This window comes from Deltaproteobacteria bacterium, from assembly GCA_003194485.1.
GTDB lineage: Bacteria > Desulfobacterota > Dissulfuribacteria > Dissulfuribacterales > UBA3076 > UBA3076.
Genome location: PQXD01000008.1, coordinates 1 through 25,047, shown reverse-complemented (window position 1 = coordinate 25,047; position 25,047 = coordinate 1). Strand labels below are relative to the sequence as shown.

18 protein-coding genes and 2 pseudogenes are annotated in these 25,047 nt (G+C 49.1%); 10 read left to right on the top strand and 10 right to left on the bottom strand.

From position 1 onward, the window contains the following. Window positions 1-2 precede the first annotated feature (2 nt). Together C4B57_06020 and C4B57_06015 are read left to right on the top strand one after the other, a co-directional pair. Window positions 3-1,217, top strand: a complete 1,215-nt coding sequence (locus C4B57_06020) for a hypothetical protein (GenBank protein PXF54637.1) — start codon at window positions 3-5, stop codon at window positions 1,215-1,217. 184 nt (window positions 1,218-1,401) lie between these two features. Further along, window positions 1,402-2,856, top strand: a complete 1,455-nt coding sequence (locus tag C4B57_06015) for a hypothetical protein (GenBank protein ID PXF54636.1) — start codon at window positions 1,402-1,404, stop codon at window positions 2,854-2,856. A gap of 294 nt (window positions 2,857-3,150) precedes the next feature. Here the strand turns inward: C4B57_06015 and C4B57_06010 are convergent, their stop codons facing one another. The 6 genes and pseudogenes from C4B57_06010 to C4B57_05985 all read right to left on the bottom strand — a co-directional run bounded on the left by C4B57_06010 (window position 3,151) and on the right by C4B57_05985 (window position 8,080). Then, on the bottom strand, window positions 3,151-3,387 hold the full coding sequence (locus tag C4B57_06010) for a hypothetical protein (GenBank protein PXF54635.1): 237 nt from the start codon (window positions 3,385-3,387) through the stop codon (window positions 3,151-3,153). 170 nt (window positions 3,388-3,557) lie between these two features. Beyond that, window positions 3,558-4,382, bottom strand: a complete 825-nt coding sequence (locus C4B57_06005; GenBank protein ID PXF54634.1) for a DUF4198 domain-containing protein — start codon at window positions 4,380-4,382, stop codon at window positions 3,558-3,560. Window positions 4,383-4,399: 17 nt separating this feature from the next. Continuing rightward, a complete protein-coding gene (locus C4B57_06000) occupies window positions 4,400-4,717 on the bottom strand; it encodes a hypothetical protein (GenBank protein PXF54633.1) in 318 nt (105 codons plus the stop codon). Window positions 4,718-5,009: 292 nt separating this feature from the next. Continuing rightward, a pseudogene (gene feoB, locus C4B57_05995) lies at window positions 5,010-7,548 on the bottom strand (ferrous iron transport protein B). After that, window positions 7,545-7,769, bottom strand: coding sequence for an iron transporter FeoA (locus C4B57_05990; protein PXF54632.1), 225 nt, complete (start codon window positions 7,767-7,769; stop codon window positions 7,545-7,547). Before C4B57_05990 ends, feoB begins: the two are co-directional and overlap by 4 nt. After that, complete coding sequence (locus C4B57_05985; GenBank protein PXF54631.1) at window positions 7,769-8,080, bottom strand: ferrous iron transport protein A; 312 nt, start codon at window positions 8,078-8,080, stop codon at window positions 7,769-7,771. Before C4B57_05985 ends, C4B57_05990 begins: the two co-directional genes overlap by 1 nt. Before the next feature lie 509 nt (window positions 8,081-8,589). Here C4B57_05985 and C4B57_05980 point away from each other — a divergent pair. Together C4B57_05980 and C4B57_05975 are read left to right on the top strand one after the other, a co-directional pair. After that, complete coding sequence (locus tag C4B57_05980) at window positions 8,590-9,555, top strand: hypothetical protein (protein PXF54630.1); 966 nt, start codon at window positions 8,590-8,592, stop codon at window positions 9,553-9,555. Window positions 9,556-9,605: 50 nt separating this feature from the next. Continuing rightward, window positions 9,606-10,883, top strand: coding sequence for a hypothetical protein (locus tag C4B57_05975; GenBank protein PXF54629.1), 1,278 nt, complete (start codon window positions 9,606-9,608; stop codon window positions 10,881-10,883). A 405-nt stretch (window positions 10,884-11,288) separates the two neighbouring features. On the opposite strand, the gene C4B57_05970 is transcribed toward C4B57_05975, so the two are convergent. Both C4B57_05970 and C4B57_05965 read right to left on the bottom strand, forming a co-directional pair. Further along, the gene (locus C4B57_05970) at window positions 11,289-12,026 is read right to left on the bottom strand and encodes an amidophosphoribosyltransferase (protein ID PXF54628.1); all 738 of its coding nucleotides are present in this window, start codon (window positions 12,024-12,026) and stop codon (window positions 11,289-11,291) included. 13 nt (window positions 12,027-12,039) lie between these two features. Continuing rightward, window positions 12,040-13,263 (bottom strand): NADP-dependent isocitrate dehydrogenase, encoded by a 1,224-nt coding sequence (locus tag C4B57_05965; GenBank protein PXF54627.1) that lies wholly within the window; start codon window positions 13,261-13,263, stop codon window positions 12,040-12,042. A 684-nt stretch (window positions 13,264-13,947) separates the two neighbouring features. Here C4B57_05965 and C4B57_05960 point away from each other — a divergent pair. Continuing rightward, window positions 13,948-14,220 (top strand): hypothetical protein, encoded by a 273-nt coding sequence (locus C4B57_05960; GenBank protein ID PXF54626.1) that lies wholly within the window; start codon window positions 13,948-13,950, stop codon window positions 14,218-14,220. Here C4B57_05960 and C4B57_05955 read toward each other — a convergent pair. After that, complete coding sequence (locus C4B57_05955) at window positions 14,204-15,013, bottom strand: glutamate racemase (GenBank protein ID PXF54625.1); 810 nt, start codon at window positions 15,011-15,013, stop codon at window positions 14,204-14,206. The two genes, C4B57_05960 and C4B57_05955, sit on opposite strands and share 17 nt — an antisense overlap. A 340-nt stretch (window positions 15,014-15,353) precedes the next feature. On the opposite strand from C4B57_05955, the gene C4B57_05950 reads away from it, so the two are divergent. The 5 genes and pseudogenes from C4B57_05950 (at window position 15,354) to smc (ending at window position 23,427) form a co-directional block, all read left to right on the top strand. Further along, window positions 15,354-15,614, top strand: a complete 261-nt coding sequence (locus C4B57_05950; protein PXF54624.1) for a hypothetical protein — start codon at window positions 15,354-15,356, stop codon at window positions 15,612-15,614. Window positions 15,615-15,636: 22 nt separating this feature from the next. Beyond that, on the top strand, window positions 15,637-16,965 hold the full coding sequence (locus C4B57_05945; GenBank protein PXF54623.1) for a diphosphate--fructose-6-phosphate 1-phosphotransferase: 1,329 nt from the start codon (window positions 15,637-15,639) through the stop codon (window positions 16,963-16,965). A 20-nt stretch (window positions 16,966-16,985) separates the two neighbouring features. After that, window positions 16,986-18,102: pseudogene (rlmN, locus tag C4B57_05940) on the top strand (23S rRNA (adenine(2503)-C(2))-methyltransferase RlmN). Window positions 18,103-18,128: 26 nt separating this feature from the next. Beyond that, window positions 18,129-19,874, top strand: a complete 1,746-nt coding sequence (gene recJ, locus C4B57_05935; GenBank protein PXF54622.1) for a single-stranded-DNA-specific exonuclease RecJ — start codon at window positions 18,129-18,131, stop codon at window positions 19,872-19,874. Between the two features lie 19 nt (window positions 19,875-19,893). Next, window positions 19,894-23,427 (top strand): chromosome segregation protein SMC, encoded by a 3,534-nt coding sequence (gene smc, locus C4B57_05930; GenBank protein PXF54621.1) that lies wholly within the window; start codon window positions 19,894-19,896, stop codon window positions 23,425-23,427. A gap of 92 nt (window positions 23,428-23,519) precedes the next feature. Here the strand turns inward: smc and C4B57_05925 are convergent, their stop codons facing one another. Next, entirely contained in the window at window positions 23,520-24,830 is a 1,311-nt protein-coding gene (locus C4B57_05925; protein PXF54620.1) for a hypothetical protein, read from the bottom strand. Window positions 24,831-25,047: the final 217 nt, after the last annotated feature.

Below are 25,047 nucleotides of genomic sequence, written 5' to 3'. Positions count from 1 at the left end.
AGATGAACCTGCGATTACCTATGGCAGCTTCATGGCTCAGGATTCTGTGCTGCTGCCTTTTTTTGTTTTTTGCTGCGAGCGCGGTGATTGCTGGCAAGGCATTGTGCAAGACGATATATGTGGGCGGGCTGTGGGACCTGAGCGGAGACCGCAGCAGAGAGGGCAAAGCTGCATGCATGGCTGCGAGAAAGGCCGTGGAGTATCTTAACTCCCAGGGTGGAATCAGCGGAAGGCCTCTTGAGTTGATAACGGCAGACACCATGGGGGAACCGGGCAGACTATTACTCGAGGTCAGAAAACTTGTTGAACAGAAAAAGGTAGTGGCCCTTCTCGGCCCCACAAGTGAGGCCCTGATTCCAGTGCTAAGGAACTATGCAGAGACCCATAATATCCCTGTTGTATTGACATCCGGAGATGACCCTCTTTTACCTTCTGAAAACGATGAATCCGTTCACTGTACTTTCAGCATTTCTGCAGGTCTGGGCCCTGCGATAAAGGCCCTTTTCCAGGAATTCGCCAGGACCGGCCTTGAACCAGTAGCCCCCCTCGTAGCTGACAATCCAAAGGGAAAGAGGGTATCTCTGTGGCTTCAGGGCTATGGACCGGAATATCGTTTGCGTGTCCTGCCGCCTCAAAACTTCGGGCTGCATGACACTGATGTGGTTTCACAGTTGCAGCAATTCAAGGAGGAAGGGGCGCGGGTGACAGTGGCATGGGGTCCAAGGAGTTGCGGACCTGTTTTATTGCGTTCTGCAAAAAGAACGGGTGTACATATGGCTGTTCCTGTACAGATTATCTCATCAGACATGCTGAAAAAATACGCAGGTTCTTTCAGGCTGTGGACAGCAGCGCCTCCGCTTCTTTTGGGCTATGATATTCCGTTATCGCATCCCTGTGCCTTTGCAGTGAATAGATTTATGAAGGCCATGGAAAGGGAAGCCAGAGGTTTTTCCATTGAAGAATTTCTGGCGGCAGGCGCGGCCTGGGATGCGCTCTACCTCACGGCAATGGGCCTGAGAAAACTAGGCGCCGCTGTGCATAGTGACCTGTGCCAGGCCTTTGAAGATACCGATCAAAGCTATTATGGGGTCATGGGTGTATTCAGACCCCGCAGGAGAGATCATTCAGGCCTTGTGCCAGGTTCTCTGGTTGTCCTTAAAATGAATAAAAATGGCTGGGAGATATATAGGAACTTCAGAAAAAAACCCGTTTCTTAACTTCCGCTGCCAATAAGCCGATAATATAATCTGATATTAGAGGAATTTTTATTGTTAAATCCCACCTCAAAAAAGTCCCGCCGCAGGCGGTTGATTCAAGAAGGGCAGGTTCAGAAAAGGTGAGAAGCCGGTGGACAAGTATGTAACTGACGAATTCATGCAGTGATGACTGTATTGTGTATCAATGCAAGATGCTGCAAATATATTAATTGTTGACGACGAAGAAGTAGTCTGCGAATTTTTGAGCCAGGCCCTGTCAAGAGCTGGCTTCAGTATCACAGCCGTCTGCCGTCCGGTCGAAGCCCTGGAAATAGCCACTCGACAACACTATGACCTTGCCATCCTTGACATTAAAATGTCTCAAATGGATGGGATTTCTCTTGCCAGAAAATTGCGTAGCGTCAGTCCCTCCTCGGACATCATACTCATTACGGGCTATGGCAGTTTTGAAAATGCCCTGGAGGCCATCAAGCTCGGTGTTTCGGACTTCATTGAGAAACCTTTCAATGTTGGAGAACTGCTGGTCAGCGTCAAGCGGCTGATAGAGCGCAAGCGCCTTGAACGCGAGGTGCGGGAGAAGACCGAGATGTTGAGGCAGTCTGAGGAGCAGTACCGGATTCTTGTGGATAATATCGCAGACGGAGTCGCGCTCTTCTCCGATGGCAAGATCGTTTTTCATAATAAAATTTTCAGCCGCTTGCTCGGCCTTGAATCCATGACGCTTCACCGGCGCGCATTGGCCGACCTGCTTCATCCCGAGGACCGGACCAGGGCCATCCAGGATTTCGCGAAACTTATAAAAAACATGGATAGCGGCCCGGTCAAATATCGGTTCAGGAAGAACGACGGGACATACTGCTGGGTGTCTGTCAATAGTTCGGTGATCCGTTTCAGGGGCAAACAGAGTATCATCTCGACCTTTCGTGACATCACTCCATTCGTCGAGATGGAGACCGCCCGAAAGGACATGGAAAAGATGCTGCGCCACGACATGCGTTCACGCCTGGTTTCGATTGTCGGTCTTGCCGACCGCCTGCTTGACAAGACCGAACTCAGCGAAGAGCAACAGAAGTGCTGCTGCCATATCCAGCAGTGCGGGAAGCAGCTGGAAAGGATGGTCAATACCTATATTGATGTTGTACGCCTGGAAACCGGGTCATATAATCCTTTGCAGGAACGGTTCAACTTCATGGAAATAGTAGCCCAGGTCCGCAGGACCCTTCGAAATATCGCCGACAAGAAGAACGTTGATATCGTCATTATCTTCAATAAGAAATTCTATGCCCTTGGACAAGAACTGCCTTTTATCGGAGACAAGATATATCTTCAAAGCGCACTGGACAACCTAGTCAAGAATGCCATTGAGGCCTCGCCCGAAAACCAGTCCGTAAAGATAAATGTCAAGCATGACAACGAACGGGTGCGGGTATATATACACAACTGGGGTATGGTTCCGGAACAGATGCGCTCATGTTTTTTTGAAAAGTACGCAACCGCCGGAAAGAGAGACGGGACAGGCCTTGGGACCTATATGGCCCGTCTGGTTGTGACCAGCCACGAAGGCTCCATATCGTTCAAATCCTCACAAGATGAAGGCACTACAGTGAGGATAGAGCTACCTATTATTGCGTTTCATTAAAAAGTTGTCATTGCGAGTGTTAGCGAAGCAATCTCGTGACATAGTTTGTGGGCCTTGTTGAGATTGCTTCGTCGCTTCGCTCCTCGCAATGACAGTGTAAAGGTTTTCATGAAACGCTATAGTAGAGGCCGGTGAACATGATGATAGCAAGATCGGCCCAGTGTTTTCTTAAACCAAGTTTCCGCATGTTGACGATGATGGCAAAGACTAACGAGAAGGCAATGCCGATCAGGGCAGGCGGCCCGTTCCGGATTACGTCAAATCGCAGGTAGCCGCTCGTCTTGTCCGTGGTTTTTATATAAAACGGGAAGAGCGCTTTATAGACCGTGCAGGAAAAACAAATCCAGCTTCTCTCAGGGCTCCTGTAAACTGCTCGGTCAGCCTTTTATCCACGGTATTGGTGTCCACATTGATAAATTCCATCCTGTCGGTCATGCGGAAGGCATCCTCCGGAAACCGCAGTCCTGTTCTGCCGGGTTGCGATTCAAGGAGAGGAAAGACCTGGATCCGGGGGCTTGGGCAATTTAACACCTTAAAAGGGTATATGACCCTCTCCCCGATCCGGGGAGAGGGTCATACAGAGGAGAGAACGGTATTAATGAGGAAAAGACAACAAGCAGATATCTAACTGATACGCAATTACATGAGCAGTCGCCAAAAAAAGGCGGCCTTATGATTATCCTTCAGATTACCGCCTGTGCTTATTTTATATCAACTACCTGGACCCAGATGACTGCATCCTGGGAAAGTTCCTTCCCGTTGTATTTCAAATCTCCGCCGGCACCAAGGGCGCAAAAGCCCCACCAGCCCGCCTTTGGAAATGTAAAAGAGAACTCGCCGTTGCTGTTGGCCTTGATGCCGATAGGCACAAGGTCAGGTTGCGGTATTTCCATATTTTCCTTTGTTATGAAATTATTCCCTTCGATATTATGGTTCATATATGTAACTTCAATCTCAGCATCAGGCACCGGTTTGCCGCCGCACGTGACAACACCGCGAAAACTCATTCCTTTCCAGATGCTATACGGCTTGTCCAGAGGAACAATCTCTGTAGGTAAAGGAGCGCCTACCAATGCATCCCAGTCGGTAGGGGCACCGGCTATATTGTATATCGCCTTGGTGCACTGCTGGATGTAGATGTCTTCTGCCCCTTCATAGTATGGTGCAGGCACAAAGTAAAATACATGGTCACCCATCCCTTTTAATTTCATATTAACATCGTAGGCCCTTCCCTTATTGCTGAGGCTGGTAAAGGTTATCGCCTTCAGGGTCTCGAGAAGGTCTTTTTTCTTGCCTTTGTGCATGACGCCAAATGCGATGGGCGGGTGTATCTTGCCGCTCTGATCTTTTCCGATGTCCATGGTATGCCCGGCTTCCCACGGGTGGGTAAAGATCAACTTGATGTTGATTTTTTGCGTCTTCGAAAGAGCGCTTTGCGGCGTGTAGATCGTCTGAAAATGGGCGTAAGCCGGCGCGCTCAGCGCGAAAGCCGCGACCAGGGATAATAGCATTACTAATTTTTTCATTTTTTTCTCCTCAATTCCTATTCCGTAATTTCTGAGCCTGGTACCTCTACAACGTGACCGGGTCCTGCATCAAAGACTACCGTGTAATCACCCTCGGGTTTCTTGAAGGTAAATTCGCTGTCTTCGTTCATAGTTCCTTTGGTGACTGCCTTGCCGTCTTTGTCCTTCACAGTCATGCTGACCCCGGCGGCTGATGAGCCATCAGAAAAACCGCCTTCGCACGTTATTGTCCTGTCTCCGTTGTCATAGCAAGAGCAAAGAGGCGTGTGCGCAAATGCATAGGTGGTGAAAAAAAACGGCACTGCCAGGAATAAATAGATCAAGATCTTTTTCATAACGTCTCACCTCCCTTCCTTCCTAAATTGAGCGGTTAGCCTTTAGCGGTCAGCAATTAGTTTGCTGAAAGCTAACAGCTAATACTCGACTCAGGTTTAAACATATTCTGATTGTAAATATCCGGTGAACCCGTGGTCCGCTGTGGAAGTTGCCATCCGTGCCCTGCCGCAGGAGCGGTTTGCCTTTTGCAGGGTTTCGATCGCGGGCCGGATTGCACTGCCTCTCCGGTCTGCGATGAGTGAGCTTTGAAACCCGGAAAAGGTGACCGCTTCAAGGCAGGATATAACGGGTTCACCGGATATTTACTTCTGATACTGCCTTCCTTTTAATAATTCCCAAACTTATGGTAATACCTGAGGCAAGCAGGTAAAAAGCAACCATTGTCTTGAACCCGCTGAGACCTATCAGGTTTCCTCCAGTAAAGACGAGAATAGCTATGACAGATCCCAGGACAATAGGATAAGATGTTGCAAAGAGCGCCCATTTTGTGCCGGCCTCCAGCTTGACCATGAGCAATGTAGGGATGCACGGCGGATACATAGTCATAAACAATATGATCGCCAGGGCATGAAGAGGTGTCCAGCCTCTTTCTTTTTTCTTCATCCTGGCCCCAAGTGACTCTTCTTTTTCCCCCGGAGTGCTCTGGTAGATGCTTCCGAGTGTTGCCACACTGTTTTCTTTGGCCGCAAAGCTGCTTATCAGGGCAATATTTACACGCCAGTTAAATCCGGCATAGCTGGTAACCGGCTCTACAAAGCGCCCGATACGCCCCATAACACTTCCTATAATAGTCTCTTCCTTGATTGTCCTTTTAATTTTGTTCCTCTTGCTGTGCAGATTCTTATACGCCTTGTGAACCTTACGGGCATATTTATCCTTCACCTTTTTCCCATCAACCACGTAACTGCCCCTTTTTACGATCTTGAAGAACTCGCTATTTCTTTCCTTAAACGTCTCATCGATTGCCTTTTTCGCCTCTTTGCCCTTGGCCCCCATTTTTGCCCTCTTATAGTCATCCCAGTAAACTGCAAAACTTGTCATGCCTGCCCCTTCAAAAAGCTTTGCATAGGGATTATCTTCGCCTATTTTCTTAAAAAATGTCCCGACGTCTTTGTTGAATTGGTCCTGAAAATCAGCTTTCCTGTCTTTGCTTATTCCCGGCACATTCATAAGGGCATAGACAATCAGTGTAACTGCGGCAACTATGGTTATAATTTTTTTGACGAAAAGCCAGGTCCGTTCGATGCAGCGTCTCAGCACGCCCCCTATCGTAGGCACATGATACGGGGGCATCTCCAGGACAAAAGGTGCGGTTTCTTCTTTTCTGAGCAATGTAAAACTCAGGATTTTAGATACCGAGAGGGCTATGATAATGGTGATCGTCGATATGAAAAACATGACAATTCCCTTGTGGGCAGCGAAGAACATACCCACAAGGAGCACATAGAGAGGGATTTTGGCCAGGCAATTCATGAGGGGGCAGATCAGTATGGTTGCTATCTTAGCCTTTTGATCCTTTATAGCACGGCACGCCATTACACCGGGTATTGCGCACCCGCCTACAAACACCCCGCTCAATATCATTGGAAGCGCGGATTGGCCATGCAGACCAAAATTTCTGAAAATACGGTCCAGGATGAATGCCACCCTGGCCATATAGCCCGAATCCTCCATGATGGCTATCAGAGAAAACAATATGAGGAAGATGGGTATGTAATTCAATACAGCTACGATCCCATCAATAACTCCCAGGGGAACCGTTCTGGAAAGAGGGTCAAAAACAAGCCCCGGGGATGGGAGCATAGAGGCACAAAAATCCCGAAAAGCAGCAAGCAGGGGCCAGGTATAAGCGGTGACCTTGTAGCCCTGCGCTATGGACAGCTCGTAAAAGAGATAGATGACGCCCAGAAGGATAACCGGTCCTAAAACCCTGTGGCAGACAACCGCGTCTATCTTATCCGTCAACGTTCTACGGACGCCTTTTTCCCGCTTGACCGCGATATCGGCGATCCTTTCAGCAGCCTGATAACGCTTTTGTGCAATGACTGCCTCTGCCGCCTCTTTATGCTGGGAAAGAAATTTTTCTCTCTCTGAGTCAACGCGATTTAATATCTCTTTTTCGGCCTTCATATATTTCCTATGCCAAAGCCGCTTTCTCTACAAGTCGACGCGCTTCGCTGTCGTTTTCCATGAGTTTTACCGCTAACCACCGCACCGGATAAGAGGTAGAAATATTCAGATCTTCTGAAAGCTTTTTTTCAAGCAGGCCCAGGATCGATTCCAGTTTTTCTCCGTAATCAATGCGAAAACTGCCGTTTTCAGTATTTTTGCAAGCATTTACAATGGCCTCCTTAACTTCCTGTTTTCCCTTGCCCTTATTTCCCACTGTAGGAACTACTGGTGCCTCCAGTAGTTCACTCAGCTTATGCGTATCAATCACATGGCCGCGGGCCTGGGCTACATCCATCATATTCAATGCAACAACCAGAGGGATGCCGATCTCCTGGAGCTGAAACGTCAGGTAAAGATTGCGCTCGAGATTGGAGGCATCCACTATATCAAGCACACATGTTGGTTTTTCATGAAGCAGAAAGTCTCTGGCAATCCTTTCCTCCTGACTATAGGAAGTAAGGCTATAGGTTCCGGGCAGATCCACAAGTGTCACAGTATCGCCATTGTGGCTGTATTTCCCCGTTCTTTTTTCGACGGTAACACCGGGGTAGTTGGCAACATGCTGCCTTGCCCCTGTCAACATGTTGAAAATAGTCGATTTGCCGGAATTCGGCTGGCCGGCAACAGCCACTACTATTTCACTGCCTTTATGTCTCATAATTGTTCCACCTCCACACCCTTGGCTTCGGCATGACGTATGCTGACGTGATATCCTCTTATCAAGAGATCAACGGGGTCTACCAGGGGGGCGTTGCGTACAACCTCAACCTTTGTTCCGGGCATAAAACCCATGTCCATCAAGCGCTGTCCGGTTGCACCGCCCAGGTTTTGCCTCACGATGCGGCACCCCTGGCCGGGTCTTATTTCATCCAGAGTCATTAGATTTTCCTTTCTACCGGAATAACCATGATCTTATGGGCCATTTCCGCCCCTATAGCAAGACGCGTATCGCCGGTCGCTATCAGAAAAGGCCCCGGGGCACCCCTTCTGATTACCTCGATCTCCGATCCCACATCCAGGCCCATGCTGATCAGCCTCTGGTGCATCCCCCTACCGCTTGCAAACATTACGATACGCACTTTTTCACCCGTTCCGGCCATAGTAAGAGGCATGCCGGGCCTTATGACCGCATCGACCTCCTGATAGTTTTTATCGTCAAACAAGTGATAAACGCCAGCCCTTTGTCCCATGATCACTCCCTAATCCTGAGATATCGCACCACAAAAATCATGTTGGCATGTCAAAAGGAAATTTTGTGTTCCATTTCAGAATACGTCCCGTGAGGTACATCCCTTAATTGAAACGTATTCACAATATCATCTTTAAATTGTGTTGTCAAGAAAAAAAGCAAAAACTGACAGGAAATAGTTTTTAGGGACTGTGGACATGCCTGCCGGTAAGCAACGGGAAACTGATCAGTGATCGTTATTCGTCTGGCTGATCAGGGCGCCAGGCAAACTTGGTCAGCCATACTTCTTCTAATTGAACAATCTATCTTTTGGCCCCGCCAGGGCCTCATCCAAATATTTTTTTAATTACCTATTGCAAATGTAACGCATTTAGTTTATCAACAAATAAAGAAATGGCCCTGAACGATTTTACTTACACTAACTACTTCACTACTACAAAAAAGTCATTGAAATATGATTCCGCTCAAAATGCTTCAGATGCAAGGCGCGAGATTTCCGAGGAGTGAACAATGAATGGAGGTAAGACCATGGTAGAAGGCCGAATATCCATACGAGGACCGGTTACACGAATGCGCCCAATAAGGAATGCAGCGCAATTTGCTGCTGGAATCGGCCCGGTACTTACCGGTGTCCGTGACTCTCTGAACACTATCCGGAACCTTTTGGATTCCACAGATCATGCTGTGGCGGAGTTTATCCAGATCCAGAAAATGGCATCCATGGAGCACCTGGCCGAAGGTCTGTGCCACGACCTCAATAACGGTCTGATTGCCATCGGAGCCACAATTTACCGGCTCGAAAAGGAATTCCCCCAAAATGAGATAAAGCAGAAGGTACTTGCCGTACGCAAGGTCCTGGACAACATGGAAGGTCTGGTTAATCGCCTGCAGGCCATCGGGCCTGACGAAATCACAGTGGAGTTGGTCTGCAGGGATTTAACCGTGGAGGCAAAACTGGCCCTTGATGCCCTGAGATCATCTTTCAACAAGAATATCAATCTGCACTTTACTCCCTGCGGTAATCCCCTTCCGGTTCTGCTGAGCCAGGGCGACATATGGCGGATATTGAGCAACCTTGCAGTCAATGCCCAGGAGGCGATGCCGGAAGGAGGAGATCTGCTTGTCGGGACTTTCAGACGCACCGTTGACAGTTCTTACTGCCGGCAACACGGGAACGCTTATCCAGGGACCTTTGCAGTCCTTTCTGTTTGCGATCACGGGTCAGGTATTCCTGAGGATATGCTTGACCGGATTTTCGATCCCCTCTTTTCCACCAAAGAGGCGGGTGGAAAAAGCCGAAAGCGGGGATGGGGCCTGGCTATTGTCTTTGCCCTGATCCGCCGGCGGGGCGGATGGATTGACGTAACCAGCATCCCTGGAGAAGGGAGCACCTTTGAGGTCTTTCTGCCCTTACATGTGATAAATGAGATAAAAGATGAGAGCGGCGCAGATCTGCAGGGCAAGGCATCAATTTAACCGGTAATTGCAATTGAATTTCAAGATATAATATCTGTCAGGAGGCGGTTATGAAAAATGCCGTAGAAAATCTCAAGAATCAGGCGGACCCCACTGTTAAAGCCACAGACAATCATACTATATCTTCATGTAGTACAGTAAAAGGCGGTAAAATCCCATTGCCGGATTGCGTAACTCTGACATTACTCATGGCCATGACCATAAACATCAAAGATATGCGTAAGATATGTACAAAGTATTACCTGAAATCCACAAAGGCAAATATGGATCCGGGCTACGAGCTCTGGAGCCTTCATCATTACAGTCACGATCCTGAAAAATCCGTTGCAAAGGAACTAAACCGTCATTTCAAGCACCGGTTTTCCGTTGCGCCGTCAAGGGTCCGTTCCCTGGCCCCTGAGGACCTGGCATTGTCAATTGGAAACAGGCAGTGGCCTGCCCCCATTTTGTGGGCTGCAAGCACTGACTCAAGACCGGAGATGCGCAAACAGGCTCAAATTCTGTCACATTCTCTTATCTGGCGTCTCATGGAAAATTGTAGCCAGCTCAAGCTCGGCCTTTCTGTCCTGAACCACGATGCTACGGAGAAAAAACAAGGCCTAAAGACCACAGAAGGATGTCGCTTTCAATCCGAGGTCAATATATCTGAAGTTTCAGTGAAACATGCATTTAAAAGGCAGCTACAGGAAAAGGATGCGGAAATATTAAAACTCAAGAAGAAGCTGGCCGAGTACTCCCGGGAGTTGACGGAGTTGAGGCAACGGCCATTTCGAGAAGCAGCCCTGAAACGCGAAGCAAAGAAGATTGCCTATGAGCTTGAACAGGCAAATAAAAAGATTGCTGAATATGAGAGACTGATTGAATCATCTATGCAAGTCAAGGATGAAAACCGGTCCGCAGGACAGAAGGCAGGGCCGGGCAAAGAAGAGGATATCCAGGGTGGTAACGTGTTTACTCTCCTCCGCCCTGAGGATGCCCGGGGAGACTGCCATCAATGCACAGAACAGAAAAAATGCCGTTGTCCTCTGGAAGGCATGCGTGTGGCAGTGATAGGAGGCCTTGATCGCCTGGAACCCGAATACCGCAGAACAATTCATGATCTGGGCGCGGACTTCCTTTTCCATAACGGAGACTGCTCCAATGGGCGGCATGTTCTCAAAAACGTGGTCTGCAAGGCTGACATCATCCTGTTTATCACCAGTATCAACAGCCACGGGGCCTTGAAGATAGTAAAGGCTACGTGCAAGAAGACCGGAAAGCAGTTCAGGGTAGTGCGACATCCCGGCGCCGTCTCTATCTACAAGACCCTTTCGGAAATAGCGGGATAAAAGAAGTAAATGTTCGATATGGAAAATTTGCTGCAGCAGACCGAAAGAGACCTACCTGAGGTGGGCTATCAATTGTTTTGGAAGATGAACATCGAACATCCATTTGAAAGATGAACATCGAACATCGAACGTCCAACATCCAACATCGAATGAAAAACGAATATCCAATACCTAACATTCAATGGCTATTTCTGTCTCTTTTCAGCCGTTTTGATGCTCGTAACGAAAACCTTAATTAATTTTCTGTTTCCTCTAAAATATTATTTAGTAGTTCAGGTTTTTTAATTAGCAGCCTTTCTTTCAGGTCATAAGTCTGCTTCTTCATCTTTCCCCATTCATTATTCGATGTTGGACGTTCGATGTTCGATGTTCATCAGTCCATCCGGTGCAAAAATAACTTAGCACTTATGGGCGCGCTATTACGGTCCTTGCAACCGTGAACACATGGACCTCTTTTGCTCCCGCCCTTTTTATGGCCCTGGCGCAGGCCATGACAGTAGCCCCTGTAGTATAGACATCATCAACGAGGAGTATTATCTCCACACCTTCCGGCAGAGGACTTGCGGCTTCAAAGGCATTTCTCACATTTCTGAGCCTTTCCTTCATTGAAAGCTCTGTCTGGGGCGTGGTATTCAATGTCCTGATGAGGATATCCATTCCTAACGGAATATGAGGAAAGATCGTCCTGGCAAGCCGGAGGGACTGGTTGAAACCCCGTTTTTTCAGACGCTTCGGGTGTAATGGCACAGGAATCATCATATCCGGCCTTAAGTGATCCGGTAACATATTATATTCCATAGCCAGGGAGGAAAGGGCCCTCAGGGCATAGCCGTCATCGTTGTATTTAATTCTGTGAATAAGGGTCCTTATAGACCCCTGGAACTGAAACACTGAGCGGGCGGTGTCAAAGGATGGGGGATTCTTTATACACTCGCCACACACGTGGCCGGTATCCCGCGGGCCGTGAAATGGCCGGCCGCAGACAGTGCAGATCGGGGGTTCCACGGGTCTTATGGACTCAAGACAGTTGCGACACAGACGGTCTCCTGCCGAAGCACAGAGCCTGGCCCGGCAGGCGGCACAGCATGGGGGAAAGAGGATGTCCCTTATTATTAAGGGGAGCCTGATAAGGGGCCATTGCATTTAATAGATTAATCTACATGGATTCAATAATAGATGAGGCAAACTCCGAGCACTTTACTTCGGTTACACCTTCAATCTGTCTTGCCAGGTCATAGGTTACCCTTTTCCTGGCAATGGCTGCCTCAAGGGCGCTGTGGATTTTTGCCATTGCGTCTTTCCAGCCAAGGTATTCGAGCATCATGGCACCGGAAAGGATAAGGGAGCCGGGGTTGACCTTGTCGAGCCCGGTATATTTTGGGGCCGTGCCATGGGTTGCCTCAAAAAGGGCATAGCCATCACCTATGTTCGCGCCGGGCGCCATGCCAAGCCCTCCCACCTGGGCAGCACATGCATCGGAAATGTAATCGCCGTTAAGGTTTGGCAGGGCCAGCACGCTGTATTCCCTGGGCCTCAGAAGGATTTGCTGGAACATGGCATCTGCAATGCGGTCCTTTATAACGATCTTGCCATCCGGCTGCCTGCCATTGTAGTTGCTCCATAGCTCCTGTTCTGTGATCGTCTTCTCCGGAAACTCTGTTTTTGCCAGCTCATAGCCCCAGTTTTTAAAGGCCCCTTCAGTATACTTCATGATGTTACCCTTGTGGACCAGAGTGACGCTTGGCTTGCCCGTATCGATGGCATGACGTATGGCCTTTCTGACCAGACGCTGGGTCCCGAAGCGGCTGATGGGCTTTATTCCGATCCCTGAATCCGGCCTGATATCCTGTCCCATTTCATCCTTCAGAAATCGGATGAGTTTCCCGGCATCTTCGCTGCCCTCCGGCCATTCTATTCCTGCATACACGTCTTCGGTGTTCTCGCGGAAGATGATCATGTCCATATCTTCAGGCTTCTTAACCGGGCTTGGAGTCCCCTTGAAGTAACGGACAGGCCTTACGCAGGCATACAGATCCAGTTCCTGTCTCAGGGTGACATTAAGACTCCTTATCCCCTCACCCACCGGGGTCGTAAGCGGCCCCTTGATTGCAACCACATGCTCTTTTATGGCCTCCAGTGTCCCGGCCGGCAGCCATTTTCCGGTCTGCCGATAGGCCTTTTCACCTGCAAGGACCTCTTTCCATAAGATCTTCCTCTTTCCTCCGTAAGCCTTTTCCACCGCGGCATCCAATACGCGCCTGGCTGCCTTCCAGATATCAGGGCCTATACCATCACCTTCAATGCAGGGAATTATCGGCAAATCCGGTACAGAAATGGAGCCATCGGCCTCAAGTATTATTTTGTCATGGATGTTACCCACGGAAATCTCCTTTTGTCTGAATCATGCTACACCAAATACATACAACCCCAGGCATGCCATCATTGCGTGATTTTTTTGACATCCCTTTTTGAATTATCCCAGACAGTGACACCTGCCTTTCCCAGCCTTTAACTCTCTGCATTTATACCCCTTTCAACAGGCTGCTACAACGCCTCTCCAGGTCAATATCTTTCATATCAGAAAATATGACTATTGAGTTAGCTCCGCATCATATGCTAATTGTAACGGATTATTGGGTAATCATCCCTTGGAGCGACTTGCGGAAGTCCCGTAGTTTTCCTGGCTTTTGCAGTACGGGAAACCCTGGCTCCGGAGCGAAGCGGAGGAGAACAGGGAGGGTCCCATGCTGCAAAAGTCTCAGAAAACAAGGGACGAGAGCATTGGAGGGACAAGGGATGATTACCCAATAATCAAAGACTATATATCGAAGCGGAGCTAACTCAATAGTCATATCAGAAAAAGGCCTCTTCGCTATTTAGTATGGCAATGCTCTATGCTACCCACGTAAATAGCGAAGAACCCGTTTTTTTGGCAGAATTCAGCTCCTCTTGCAATGGATGTTGCTTCCCATATCATGCCTGTAACCGTTCACACAAAGTCACTGAATCGCCCGGATGACTTCAGCGTACTTGAACAGAATAGAAAGAGCTGCTCGTCTATGGGATGAAAGGCTATTTTACCAGACGTTACAGGGACCAAAACCCAAAACAGCCGGTAAATGTGTATGTCAAATTCAAAAATTCACAAGGCAATAGCCTTGGCATGCCTTTAGAGGGTATCACCGTGGGCGTAGTGGAACCATTATTTGGGAACCGGGTGGTAATCAGCAACAATTATCCTTATAAAAAGGTAGATGCCTTTACAATAAGGTTCGACGTGACAGTCCCCAAGGACGGCGAGGTAAAGGTGAAATACAGGATCAGGGTCGGGATGTGACGAACATCGAGGCCTTTTCGAGCCGGATCCGTCTGCCTAAGAAACGTTGAACCACCTCCTGAGTCGTTGGAGTGAGGTCAGAGACAAAAAAACGATCTTCCCGGCCATGTGACTCCTCAGAAAGTTGACCTTTGGCCTCAAGGTATGAATAAACCGCACGTGCTATTTCTGCTGAAGGGTCTACTATTTTCACCTTCTTTCCCATTTTTTCCCGGATTATCCGCTTGAGAAGCGGATAATGGGTGCATCCGAGGATCAAGGTATCTATCTGCCGGTTTTTTAAGGGCCTGAGATACTTCTTGACTATCATGCGGGTCTCCCTGGCCTTGAGCCATCCCTCCTCCACCAGGGGCACCAGAAGAGGACATGACTGGCTGTATACCTTTGTATCTGAAACTTGAGAATGGATCGCTTTTTCGTATACGCCGCTTGTCACTGTGGCCCTTGTACCGATTAAGCCGATGATTTTTCGTCTGGTAAGGGCCAATGCCTGTTCTATAGAAGGGGTTACAACTTCAAATATTGGTTCAGAAAATTCCTGCCTCAATGCAGAGGTGGCGGTACTGGCTGCGCTGTGGCAAGCGATCACTAATATGCCGGCCCCGTGCTCCAGCAGGAATCTGGTATCTTCCCTGGCATATTGAATAATTGTTTCCGGGCTTTTGGTTCCATAGGGAGTCCGTGCAGTGTCTCCAAAATAGATAAGGGGCTGGGCCGGCAATAATTGTTTGATCTCGCGGACCACTGTGAGCCCACCAATACCTGAGTCGAAAACACCTATAGTTACGCTCATTTTGAAAGAAGTTTCCTCTAAATACGGTTATTTTGCAGGCCGGATCATACAGCAGACCCTTTACATTTCATGGCACTTCCCATCTTTCCGCTTGACAATATGTGGAGCATTAATTTTCATAATTGCATGATTCGTAAGCGGCATTGACGGTCAAGAAGGATATATGGTGCCGGGCAGCCTGCCCAAAAGCGATTATTTACCATTATAAATACCATACGACATGCCGATAAAGAGATCAATGGCATTTGAAGTGCCGGGCCGAATGAGGCAGTCTTTGTCATGGTTTTGATTACAAAAAATCAAACCGAAAGGTAAATATTCGGTGAACCCGTGGTCCACTGTGGAGGTTGCCATCCGCGCCCTGCCGCAGAAGCGGTTTGCCTTTTGCAGGGTTTCGGGCAGCGGGCCGGATTGCACTGCCTCTTTCGGTCTGCAATGGGTGAGCTTTGAAACCCGGAAAAAGGTAACCGCTTCAAGGCGGGATATAACGGGTTCACCGGATATTTACACCGAAAGGAGAAGTGCCATGAATGCAGAAATCAGCGTAACGGAAGTAGTAGAGATCTTCGCGGGAGACTATTTGAGGAGATATGACCTATAAATTATAAGAAAGGTAGCTTGATATGAGAAGCAGTAAACAGATCGAGAGTTCGATCACGGGCCTTGGCCCGGCCAAGATCCCTTCTCCTCTTCGGACTCGAGCAAAGGGTTCCGGAACGGGGTGCTTTGTGTCTGGAAAAGACCGGGTCCTGATGGACATTTTTGCGGATAATCTCAAAAAGACCCTGGAGCGTGGTGAAGAACCTCTATCCTTTGAACTGGCAGGTCCTCGAAGCAAGATCTTTTTTGATCCAGCGAAACTGCGGTGTGCAATTGTAAGTTGCGGCGGGCTCTGCCCGGGCGTAAATGATGTGATTCGTGCAATCGTGCTGTCGCTCTATTTTAACTATGGTCTCCGCAATATTTACGGCATCCGATACGGATTTCAGGGTTTTATTTCCACTTACGGTCACGACATAATGGAGCTTACACCCGAATCTGTGGCCCACATCCACGAGAGGGGAGGAACGATCCTTGGCTCTTCGAGGGGACCTCAGGATATTGTTAGCATCGTAGATGCACTGGAGAGGATGAATGTCGGGCTCCTGTTTACCATTGGCGGAGATGGCACCATGGCTGCCTCTGCAAAGATTACAGACGAAATCAACAAGAGGCGCTTAAAAATTGGTGTTATAGGTATACCAAAAACCATCGACAATGACATCTATCTGATCGATCGTTCGTTCGGCTTTGAGACGGCCGTGAGTATAGCGGTTGATGTCATAGGCGGTGCCCATAATGAGGCTACCAGTGCTCCGAACGGAGTGGGGCTGGTGAAAGTCATGGGCCGTCATTCAGGGTTTATCGCAGCCGCAGCCACCCTGGCGATGCCGGATGTAAACTTTGTCCTTATCCCGGAATCAGATTTTGAATTAGAAGGGCCAAAAGGCCTGCTGGAAGCCCTGAAAGAACGCTTAATCCTCAGGAGGCACGCCGTAATTGTAGTGGCGGAAGGGGCAGGTCAAAAGTTTTTTGGCGACACAGAGCAGCAGCAACTCGATGCCTCCGGAAACATCCGGCTTCATGACATTGGCATCTTCCTGAAAGAGTCCATTGCCGCTTATTTTGAAAAACAAGGGATGGAAATTAACCTCAAATATATTGACCCCAGTTACACGATCCGGAGTGCTTGTGCCAATGCCGGAGATCATCTCTTGTGCGGCTTTCTGGCCCGCAGCGCGGTTCATGCCGGCATGGCCGGCAAGACCAAAATGCTGGTGGGCCTGTGCAACAATCGGATTGTCCACATCCCCATGGAGGCGACGGCAGGAAAGCGAAAGCAGGTGGACACCTCCGGAGATATGTGGATGAGTGTACTGGAAACAACAGGCCAGCCATCCATGAATAATTGAAATGCCTGGAGGTTGCCATAGTGATCGACTACCGCTGCTTTACTCGAAGCGACCTCGAAATATGGGCAAGGGATCTGGGCCTGCCGGCCTTCAGGGGCCGGCAGCTCTTTAGCTGGCTTTGGAGACCCGGATTCCGGGACTTCTCCCAAATGACCGACTTCCCCAAGGCCCTGAGGGAAAAGGTTGCCCAAAAGGGCCTGCTTACCAAACCGGAGCTTGAGGCAGAGCAACGCTCTGTTGACGGCACAAGCAAATTTGCCTGGAGACTGCCGGATGACATCGGTAGTGGAAAGCGTCTTGATACCTGAACAGGGCCGCAAGACGCTTTGCATATCCAGTCAGGTCGGGTGCGCTATGAGATGCAGGTTCTGTCATACTGCCAGGATGGGTTTTCGTCGTCAGCTTATCCCCTCGGAAATCGCAGGGCAGGCGCTTGCCGTATTGGAACGCACCGGAGAAAGGGAACGGCTCAGAAATCTCGTATTCATGGGTATGGGAGAGCCGCTTGCAAACTACGGGAATGTCTTGAAGTCCATTCACATACTCACTGATGACCTTGGACTGAACTTCTCATTGCGCAGGATAACCGTATCCACCTGTGGTCTGATTCCTGAGATATTACGTCTTGGCCGGGATACGGACGTGGGTCTTGCTGTTTCCCTGAACGCCCCTGACGATAAGACACGGGATCAGATAATGCCGGTCAACAGTCGCTATCCCCTTCCGCAGCTCATTGAGGCCTGTCGAAATTATCGGCTTTCCCGCAGGAGGCGTATTACTTTTGAATATATCCTCCTTGCCGGTGTAAATGACAGCATCGAACAGGCAGTGTCACTCGCAAGGCTCCTTAAGGGAATCCCTTTAAAAATCAACTTGATACCTTTTAATGAAAGCCATGATATTCCCTTTAGACGCCCGGTCAATGAACGGGTTCTTGCATTTCAGCAGGTGCTTAAAGAAACCGGCTACACTACCATCATAAGAAAAAGCAAGGGGCAAGACATATCCGCTGCCTGCGGTCAGCTCTATGCAGAACTGAAGCGGCCTAAAAAATCATTGGTAAAATCCTGGCCGAAGTTCCGGATAAACGATATCCACGGAACATCTTCAATTCCCAAATTATACGGAACAAATTGACAGCCTCCTGATGCCTGATTAGTCTCATGACCATGAATTCCGTGATCCTCGAACTGCCGTGGGACTTTGCCTCCATAAATATGTCGGCGGTTGAGGAACTTGCCGGTAAGTCAGGGATTCCGGGCATTATTGCCAAATTTCTGTATCAACGCGGGATAAATACGCCGGAGGCCGTTGCGCAACACCTCAGCCCTTCGCTGAAATCCCTCAGCGATCCCTGGAAGATGATGGACATGGACAGGGCTGTTGACCGGCTGGTCAGGGCAGTAGCCCAAAAAGAACAGGTGGCCGTATTCGGTGATTACGATGTCGATGGTGTCACCTCCGCAGCCCTGGTCTCCGGATTTCTTGAGGGACTTGGACTAAAGGTAACAGTCTATATCCCCCACCGGGAGAACGAGGGCTACGGACTTAATGCAGAAGCATTAAGGAATCTCGCATCCAGAGGCTGCAGGCTTCTGATTACAGTTGATTGCGGCATATCGGATAGTGAAGCAGTCGCCCTGGCAGGGGAGCTTGGGATGGATGTCATTGTCACCGACCACCATGAACCCCCTGATACCCTTCCCGAGGCCCTGGCAGTGCTTAATCCCAAGCGTCCTGATTGCCCCTTTCCCTTCAAAGAACTTGCCGGTGTAGGTGTGGCCTTCAATCTTGTCAGGGCATTGAGGCATCGCCTTTATGGGCTTGGGCATTGGAAAGCCGGTCAGGTGCCCAATCTCAAGGAATATCTGGATCTTGCGGCCCTGGGGACCGTGGCGGATTTAGTTCCGCTCTTGGGGGACAATCGCATACTTGTCCGGGCGGGGCTTGAAGTGCTTGATGGATGCAACAGGCCGGGAATCAAGGCATTGAAGGCGTTATGTTCCCTTGATTCCGGAATCACCTCCACGGACATTGCCTTCAGGGTCGCTCCGCGAATAAATGCCGCCGGGCGGATGGCTCACGCTGACAAAGCTTACAGGTTACTTGCCACGGATGACGATGCGGAAGCAAATCGGCTTGCCAATGAATTACACCTGCTGAATCAGGAACGACAGGCAGAAGAAAAAAATATATTGAATGAGGCGTTAGATAAGATACGATGCCTTGAAAAGAGGTCTGCCTATGTCTTGTCGAGCCCTGAATGGAAAAGGGGCGTTATAGGTATAGTTGCATCCAGACTGGTGGAGCAATTCCACAGGCCCGTGATCCTCTTTGCCCTGGACGGAGATGAGGCACATGGTTCTGGCCGCAGTCCTGAAGGACTGAATCTCTACGAGTCTCTTTGCGCCTGTTCCGGCCACCTTAGCTCCTTTGGCGGCCACAGGGCTGCTGCCGGAATGCATCTGCCCTCCGATTCTGTAGAAGGATTTTCTGAAGCGTTTCAAAAGGTCGTGGCCTCGGTCCTGGAACATAACGACATCAATCCCAGGCTTATGGTTGATTGCACAGCCTGTATCGAGGAACTCATTGATCCGGGTTTTTCCCGGTTCTATGAGCATCTGGAGCCCTTTGGCGCAGGTTACCCATCCCCCTTGTTTGCAGTCCGGGATTTTTCGGTCCGCAGGTCGACAGTTGTTGGAAATGGCCACTTAAAGCTTACTCTTACCCCCAGGACCGGTCTGCAAAATGGGTATATGAAAAGGGGAATGGATCTGGTAGGATGGGGACACGGAGACAAAGCCGGGCTTCCCTGGGAGGAGCTTGAGCTTGCCTGCATGCCTTGTCTTAATATATGGCAAGGGCAAAAGCGCATTGAGCTGAGACTGAAAGACATCCGGTACAGATAGCTCATGTCTGAAACAGGTTATGCGACTTAATTCCCTGATACTCTTCGGCTTCAAATCCTTTCCTGCGCGCACAAAACTTACATTTAACCAGGGTGTTATTGCCATAGTAGGCCCTAATGGGTGCGGCAAGTCCAACATTGTTGACGCCATCAGGTGGGTACTGGGGGAGCAAAGTCCCAGCATGCTCAGGGCCAAGAAAATGGACGATATTCTTTACAATGGGAATAATGACGGGCAAACAGGCCTGGCCGAGGTCCGTTTGGTCGTGGAAAACGAAGGTCTTTTTTCACCACCGGGGTATGAAAATACCCCTGAGATTGAAATAATGCGTCGTATCCACAAGTCAGGGGATACTGAATACCGTATTAACGGCAAGACTTGCAGGCTGAAGGACATCCACTACCTCTTTATGGATACGGGGGTTGGCAGCAGGGCTTATTCCATTTTGGACCAGGGTCAGATTAGCGCATTTATTGACATGGTGCCACAAGATCGCCGTCTCCTGATCGAGGAGGTGGCAGGTATTTCCAGGTTCAGGGCCAGGCGCAGCGAGGCCGAGCGCTGCGTGGCCCGGACAAAGCAAAACCTCGAGAGGCTGGAAGACCTCCTGGTCGAGGTAGGGCGTCAACGCAGATTTCTCTCCAGACAGGCAAAGAGGACGGATCGCTATCTGAAGTTGCGGAAGGAGCAGGACCAACTGGATCAGGCGCTCCTTGCCCATGCATGGCTTCTTGAATTGAAGCGAAGGATGGATCTGGAAAGAGAGAGAGATTCTCTCTCTGCCGACCTGTCCGGTGTACAGGCGGAACTTTCTAAAAATGTCTCCGATCGGAAAAGGCTCGAACTGGAGGTCCTCGAGACGGAGGAGGCCTTAGCTGCAATTCGCAAGGGCCTGACCGATGCGGAAGACGGCCTTCAGAAGCTGAGGGAGGAGGCCTCGCAGCATGACAGGCTCTTGATTAAGGAAGAAAACAGGCTGCAGGCCGCCGAGAAGACATTGATGGAGCTTGATGAAAAGGGGACGTTGACAGAACACGGCCGTGAAGGGCTTCAGAAAGACATAAAGGCCCTCAAGGCAGAGGAGTCATCGTACCTGTTTGAGATAACCGACCGGGAAAATGAGATAGAGGAATCAAAAACAATTAGGGACCAGGTGAGGGAATCTCTTGAGGCAGTGAAGGTAGAACTCGTTGATGCGGCAGCCAGGCACGCAAGGCTGGACAGCGAGCGCAACGGCTTGAGAGACAGGAAGGACAGACTCAGGCGCCGTCTGGACCAGAAACGGAACGAGCTGCAGGGTATATCAGAACATGTAAAGGGCCTGGAAGGTGATTTGAAGGGACAACAAGAGAAGATAGAGAAAGCCATGGCTGAACTGGATTCCCTGGCTCATGACGGAAAAAGACTTGAATGTACTGTTTCTGCTCTGAAAAGCCGCCTTTCAGACATTGTTAAAAAAAGGCATGAAGCAGACTCGGAACTGGCATCGTGCAGGGCCAGGCTTAATGCACTGAGGACCATTGATGCCTCTGGTGAGGGCTTCAGCATGGCCACCAACAGGTTGCTCGGCTCTTCCGATGTTCCCACATTGGGGGTACTTGCTGATTTTCTGGAAGTAGAGCCGGGCTGGGAACATTTGGTAGAGATCGCCCTTGGGCACGGAATTCAGGCCTTGATAGTCCCTGACATGAAGGCATGTGATAAGGCCATTTCCTTTCTCAAAAACCAGCCGTCGGGACGGGCCAGCCTGATCATCCCGGGCATAGAGTCCGGTAATGCGGAAGGGGCACGGGATAATACACTTCTTGAATTCGTCAGGGCCGGACATCCTGTTGACAGGGTCGTAGCTGATATCCTTGTCCATTGGAAAGTCGTGCCGGATTTGAAAGCTGCTTTTAATGTCTGCAATACTGACAATAAGCCCCTTTTTTACATCACCAGGGACGGCGAGATTCTCACTCCATGGGGTGAGCTGGTCTTTGGGGACAAAGACAAGGCATCCTCGGGAATACTTGCAAGAAAGGCCGAGATTTCCGGATTGACTGCACGTGAAAATGAACTCCGTGAATCTTCAATGCAGATACGTATAGAGGAGGATGAGATAAGCAAAGGGCTCTTAAAGGCCGAGGCCGGGCTCAGGGAAGTCAATGAAAAAAAGGGAAGTATTTCTGAAGACCTGACTGGCCATAAAAAGGAAAGGGACAGCCTGCTCAGGGAAATTGAGGCTGAAAAAGAGAGGTCTCAACGCATAGATATGGAGATCGAAGAGGCTGAAAAGGAGATACTTGATATAGATATATCCCTTGAAGAGCTGGAAGAGACTATTGAAGCTGCCGTTTCAGCCAGGATTGAAGCCGAGGGGCAGATAAAAGGCCGCGAGGATGCCTTGAGACAACAGGAACAGGTGCTTTCCCGCAGGAGAAAGGTCATTGAGGAATATAGAATAAAAATGGCCCGCGTTCAGACCCAGCTTCAAGAGAGGGAGCAGGAGCTCGGAAGGCTTGCCGACCTGAAGAAGCAGATAGCCAGTGACCGGGAAACAATGCTGGCGGAAAAGCGGAGTCTGGCAGCGCGGCTTGAGGACAGGGCCAGGTCACTGAAAGATGTGCGGCTGAAAGTTAAGTCAGAGGAGAGCAGGATTCTGATTCAAAAAAGGCATCTGAAAGAAGTCGAAACGGAGTACGATCACACCCGGCAGACTTTTGCGGGATTGCAGGGCAAGGTGAATGATTTGCAGACCCGGTTCAGGGCTGCTGAAGAGCGGATCCATCGAAATGAGCTTGTCCTTGCCGAAGTGGAGCAGGGCCTTGCATATCTGAAAAAAACGGCCATGGATCGCCACCGGGCTGACATAGAAGAATTCTGTGATAAATGGCGCCTTTTTCCATTTTCTCCTGATGAGGCAGAGAAGCGGATCAGCGAGATAACCAGCAAGATAGATCGCCTTGGGCCTGTAAACCTTGCCGCTGTTGAAGAATACAGAGAGCTTGAGGATCGATGGAGCTACCTCAATTCACAGAAAGACGACCTTATCAGCTCAATCGAAGACCTGGAACAGGCCATAGGCAGGATCAATCGCACCTGCAGGACCCGGTTCAAGGAGGCCCTTGACTCAGTGAACGAGAGCCTTTGCAGGGTCTTTCCCTTACTTTTTAAAGAAGGGAGTGCCAAGCTGAATTTGACCTCATCCGGCGATATACTGGATTCAGGTATAGATTATTTGATACAGCTTCCCGGAAAAAGAATCCAGTACCTTAATCTCCTTTCGGGAGGGGAAAAGGTATTGGCTGCAATGGCCCTGATTTTTGCCATCTATTTCATAAAACCCTGCCCTTTCTGCCTGCTGGATGAAGTGGATGCAGCTCTTGATGAAGCCAATATCTTACGATTTAACCGGTTCATAAAAAAGATATCAGAGCAGTCCCAGGTAGTGCTTGTTACTCATAACCAGAAGGTGATGGAGATCGCTGATGTCCTTTACGGAGTCACTATGGAGGATAAAGGGATATCAAGGCTGGTTTCGGTAGACCTGGTGGAGAGTCCGGGATCTTGAGTATCCTTGAACAATATCGGCTCCTCGAATCCGATCTGCAGAAACTGCCTGAAAGAATGGCTCAGAGTTCCGGCCCGGAGGAAAAAGAAATGTTATTCAAAAAAACTCTGCATTATTTTCTTGAATTCTTCTCCACGCCAGACAGCAGATGGTCTTGTCGAACCTGATACAAGGACGTCCTTTCTTAAAAAAGATAAAAAATCAGAAACTCCCGGGATTATCACCCTTACCACGGGGAAATCTAAAACCGGATGAGTGTAGTTTAATAATATATAGTCGGTATTGAATACCTTGCATATCTTTTTGATTTCCTCGATCTCGCTGAGGACATCTTTGATCTTGATATTCTTGTAAGTCCTTGTCTCCCCTTGATCGAGGAAAGAGATATCTTTCAGGGAAATACCGCATTTCATTAACATATAATAGTCATTAACCTTGGATCTGTGGACAAGCGGCCTGTCCAGTTCGGGACGTGGAGCCAACAGGGTCTCTCTGCCCTGCATGCCTTCCGTAAAGCATCTTGCCAGAGCCTCCTCAAGATTGAATGATGCGCCAGGTATCAGAATCCTGTGCTCCAGGCGATCAGTGCGCAGGTTTTTGTTGATGAACAGGACGCCTATACAGGGTATCAGGCCGTCAAAGGAAAGATCCTTGATCATTACATCTACATTATTTCCTGAATAGAATTTAATCATGTCCCTTATGTTTTGATTTTCTATGGAGTCCGAATCAATTGAGGGCACGATCTGTTCAGACTTAATTGACCGTATCTGGGAATGACGTTCAAATATTTCGCATGTGGCCTGGATCATCGCCTCTTCAATCGTATTCCCTGCCGCCATGCCGTTAGATCCGTGAATATATGCAACAAAATTGACAGGGACCTTTACTGTTTCCTCGCGGATTATTGAAAAACCGTCAACCCAGTGCCTGGCCATCCTGCTGTTTTTTATATCTTCAATATCATTATCCGTCAGATGATTTTCGTTTGCCAGCAGATCTTCTATCCTGAGAGGATTTTCCAGATCATCCTGGTGGGAATAAATGTATCCCTCCATCCATTCGTAATTCAGAAACCTGTTGGTCTCCTCATCATAAAGGCCGGGAACATTAAACCTCACCTGCTCTTCAAAGACCGGATAAAACAACCCGGCGCTCAGACGTTCAGCCAATTCTGCGTATGCGCTGGCCTCGGCAAACTCTGGTGTCAGGCCTTTCCCATTGCAGACTATCCTTATTGAATCAATCCATACCCGTCCCCAATAGATGTTGTCCGATACTCGAAAGGGGTAATATTCAGATTCAAGGTCCAGTTTTTGTAGCCCGTTTTTTATTCTCTTGATCGTATTGGACGGGATATCACATTTGTTATACTCATTTCTGATACAATTCTGAAATTCCATTTGCCTGTTCTTCAGAGGAGAAAATTATAGTGGCTATTTTTCAAGGCAAGACATGACAACAATCTGCTTGCATGTCAAGCATTAAGTGAAACACTGGATATTTCATATAAGCGCAGGCGAATTTTGTGACGCAGCACAGGAGGCTCTTTTGAGCCTTCAGAGGCAAGCTGTGATCGTCTTTTCTCAAGCTATGGGTAAAAATACCACCATAGCCAGG

Bases quoted from the DNA above. Each gene is read 5' to 3' on its own strand.
- C4B57_05955 (PXF54625.1), bottom strand. From the start codon at position 15,013: ATGAGCGTAACTATAGGTGTTTTCGACTCAGGTATTGGTGGGCTCACA.
- C4B57_06015 (PXF54636.1), top strand. From the start codon at position 1,402: ATGCAAGATGCTGCAAATATATTAATTGTTGACGACGAAGAAGTAGTC.
- smc (PXF54621.1), top strand. From the start codon at position 19,894: ATGCGACTTAATTCCCTGATACTCTTCGGCTTCAAATCCTTTCCTGCG.
- C4B57_05945 (PXF54623.1), top strand. From the start codon at position 15,637: ATGAGAAGCAGTAAACAGATCGAGAGTTCGATCACGGGCCTTGGCCCG.
- C4B57_06005 (PXF54634.1), bottom strand. From the start codon at position 4,382: ATGAAAAAATTAGTAATGCTATTATCCCTGGTCGCGGCTTTCGCGCTG.
- C4B57_06020 (PXF54637.1), top strand. From the start codon at position 3: ATGAACCTGCGATTACCTATGGCAGCTTCATGGCTCAGGATTCTGTGC.
- C4B57_05980 (PXF54630.1), top strand. From the start codon at position 8,590: ATGAATGGAGGTAAGACCATGGTAGAAGGCCGAATATCCATACGAGGA.
- C4B57_05925 (PXF54620.1), bottom strand. From the start codon at position 24,830: ATGGAATTTCAGAATTGTATCAGAAATGAGTATAACAAATGTGATATC.
- C4B57_05985 (PXF54631.1), bottom strand. From the start codon at position 8,080: ATGGGACAAAGGGCTGGCGTTTATCACTTGTTTGACGATAAAAACTAT.
- C4B57_05970 (PXF54628.1), bottom strand. From the start codon at position 12,026: ATGCAATGGCCCCTTATCAGGCTCCCCTTAATAATAAGGGACATCCTC.
- C4B57_05990 (PXF54632.1), bottom strand. From the start codon at position 7,769: ATGACTCTGGATGAAATAAGACCCGGCCAGGGGTGCCGCATCGTGAGG.
- C4B57_05960 (PXF54626.1), top strand. From the start codon at position 13,948: ATGAAAGGCTATTTTACCAGACGTTACAGGGACCAAAACCCAAAACAG.
- C4B57_06000 (PXF54633.1), bottom strand. From the start codon at position 4,717: ATGAAAAAGATCTTGATCTATTTATTCCTGGCAGTGCCGTTTTTTTTC.
- recJ (PXF54622.1), top strand. From the start codon at position 18,129: ATGACCATGAATTCCGTGATCCTCGAACTGCCGTGGGACTTTGCCTCC.
- C4B57_05975 (PXF54629.1), top strand. From the start codon at position 9,606: ATGAAAAATGCCGTAGAAAATCTCAAGAATCAGGCGGACCCCACTGTT.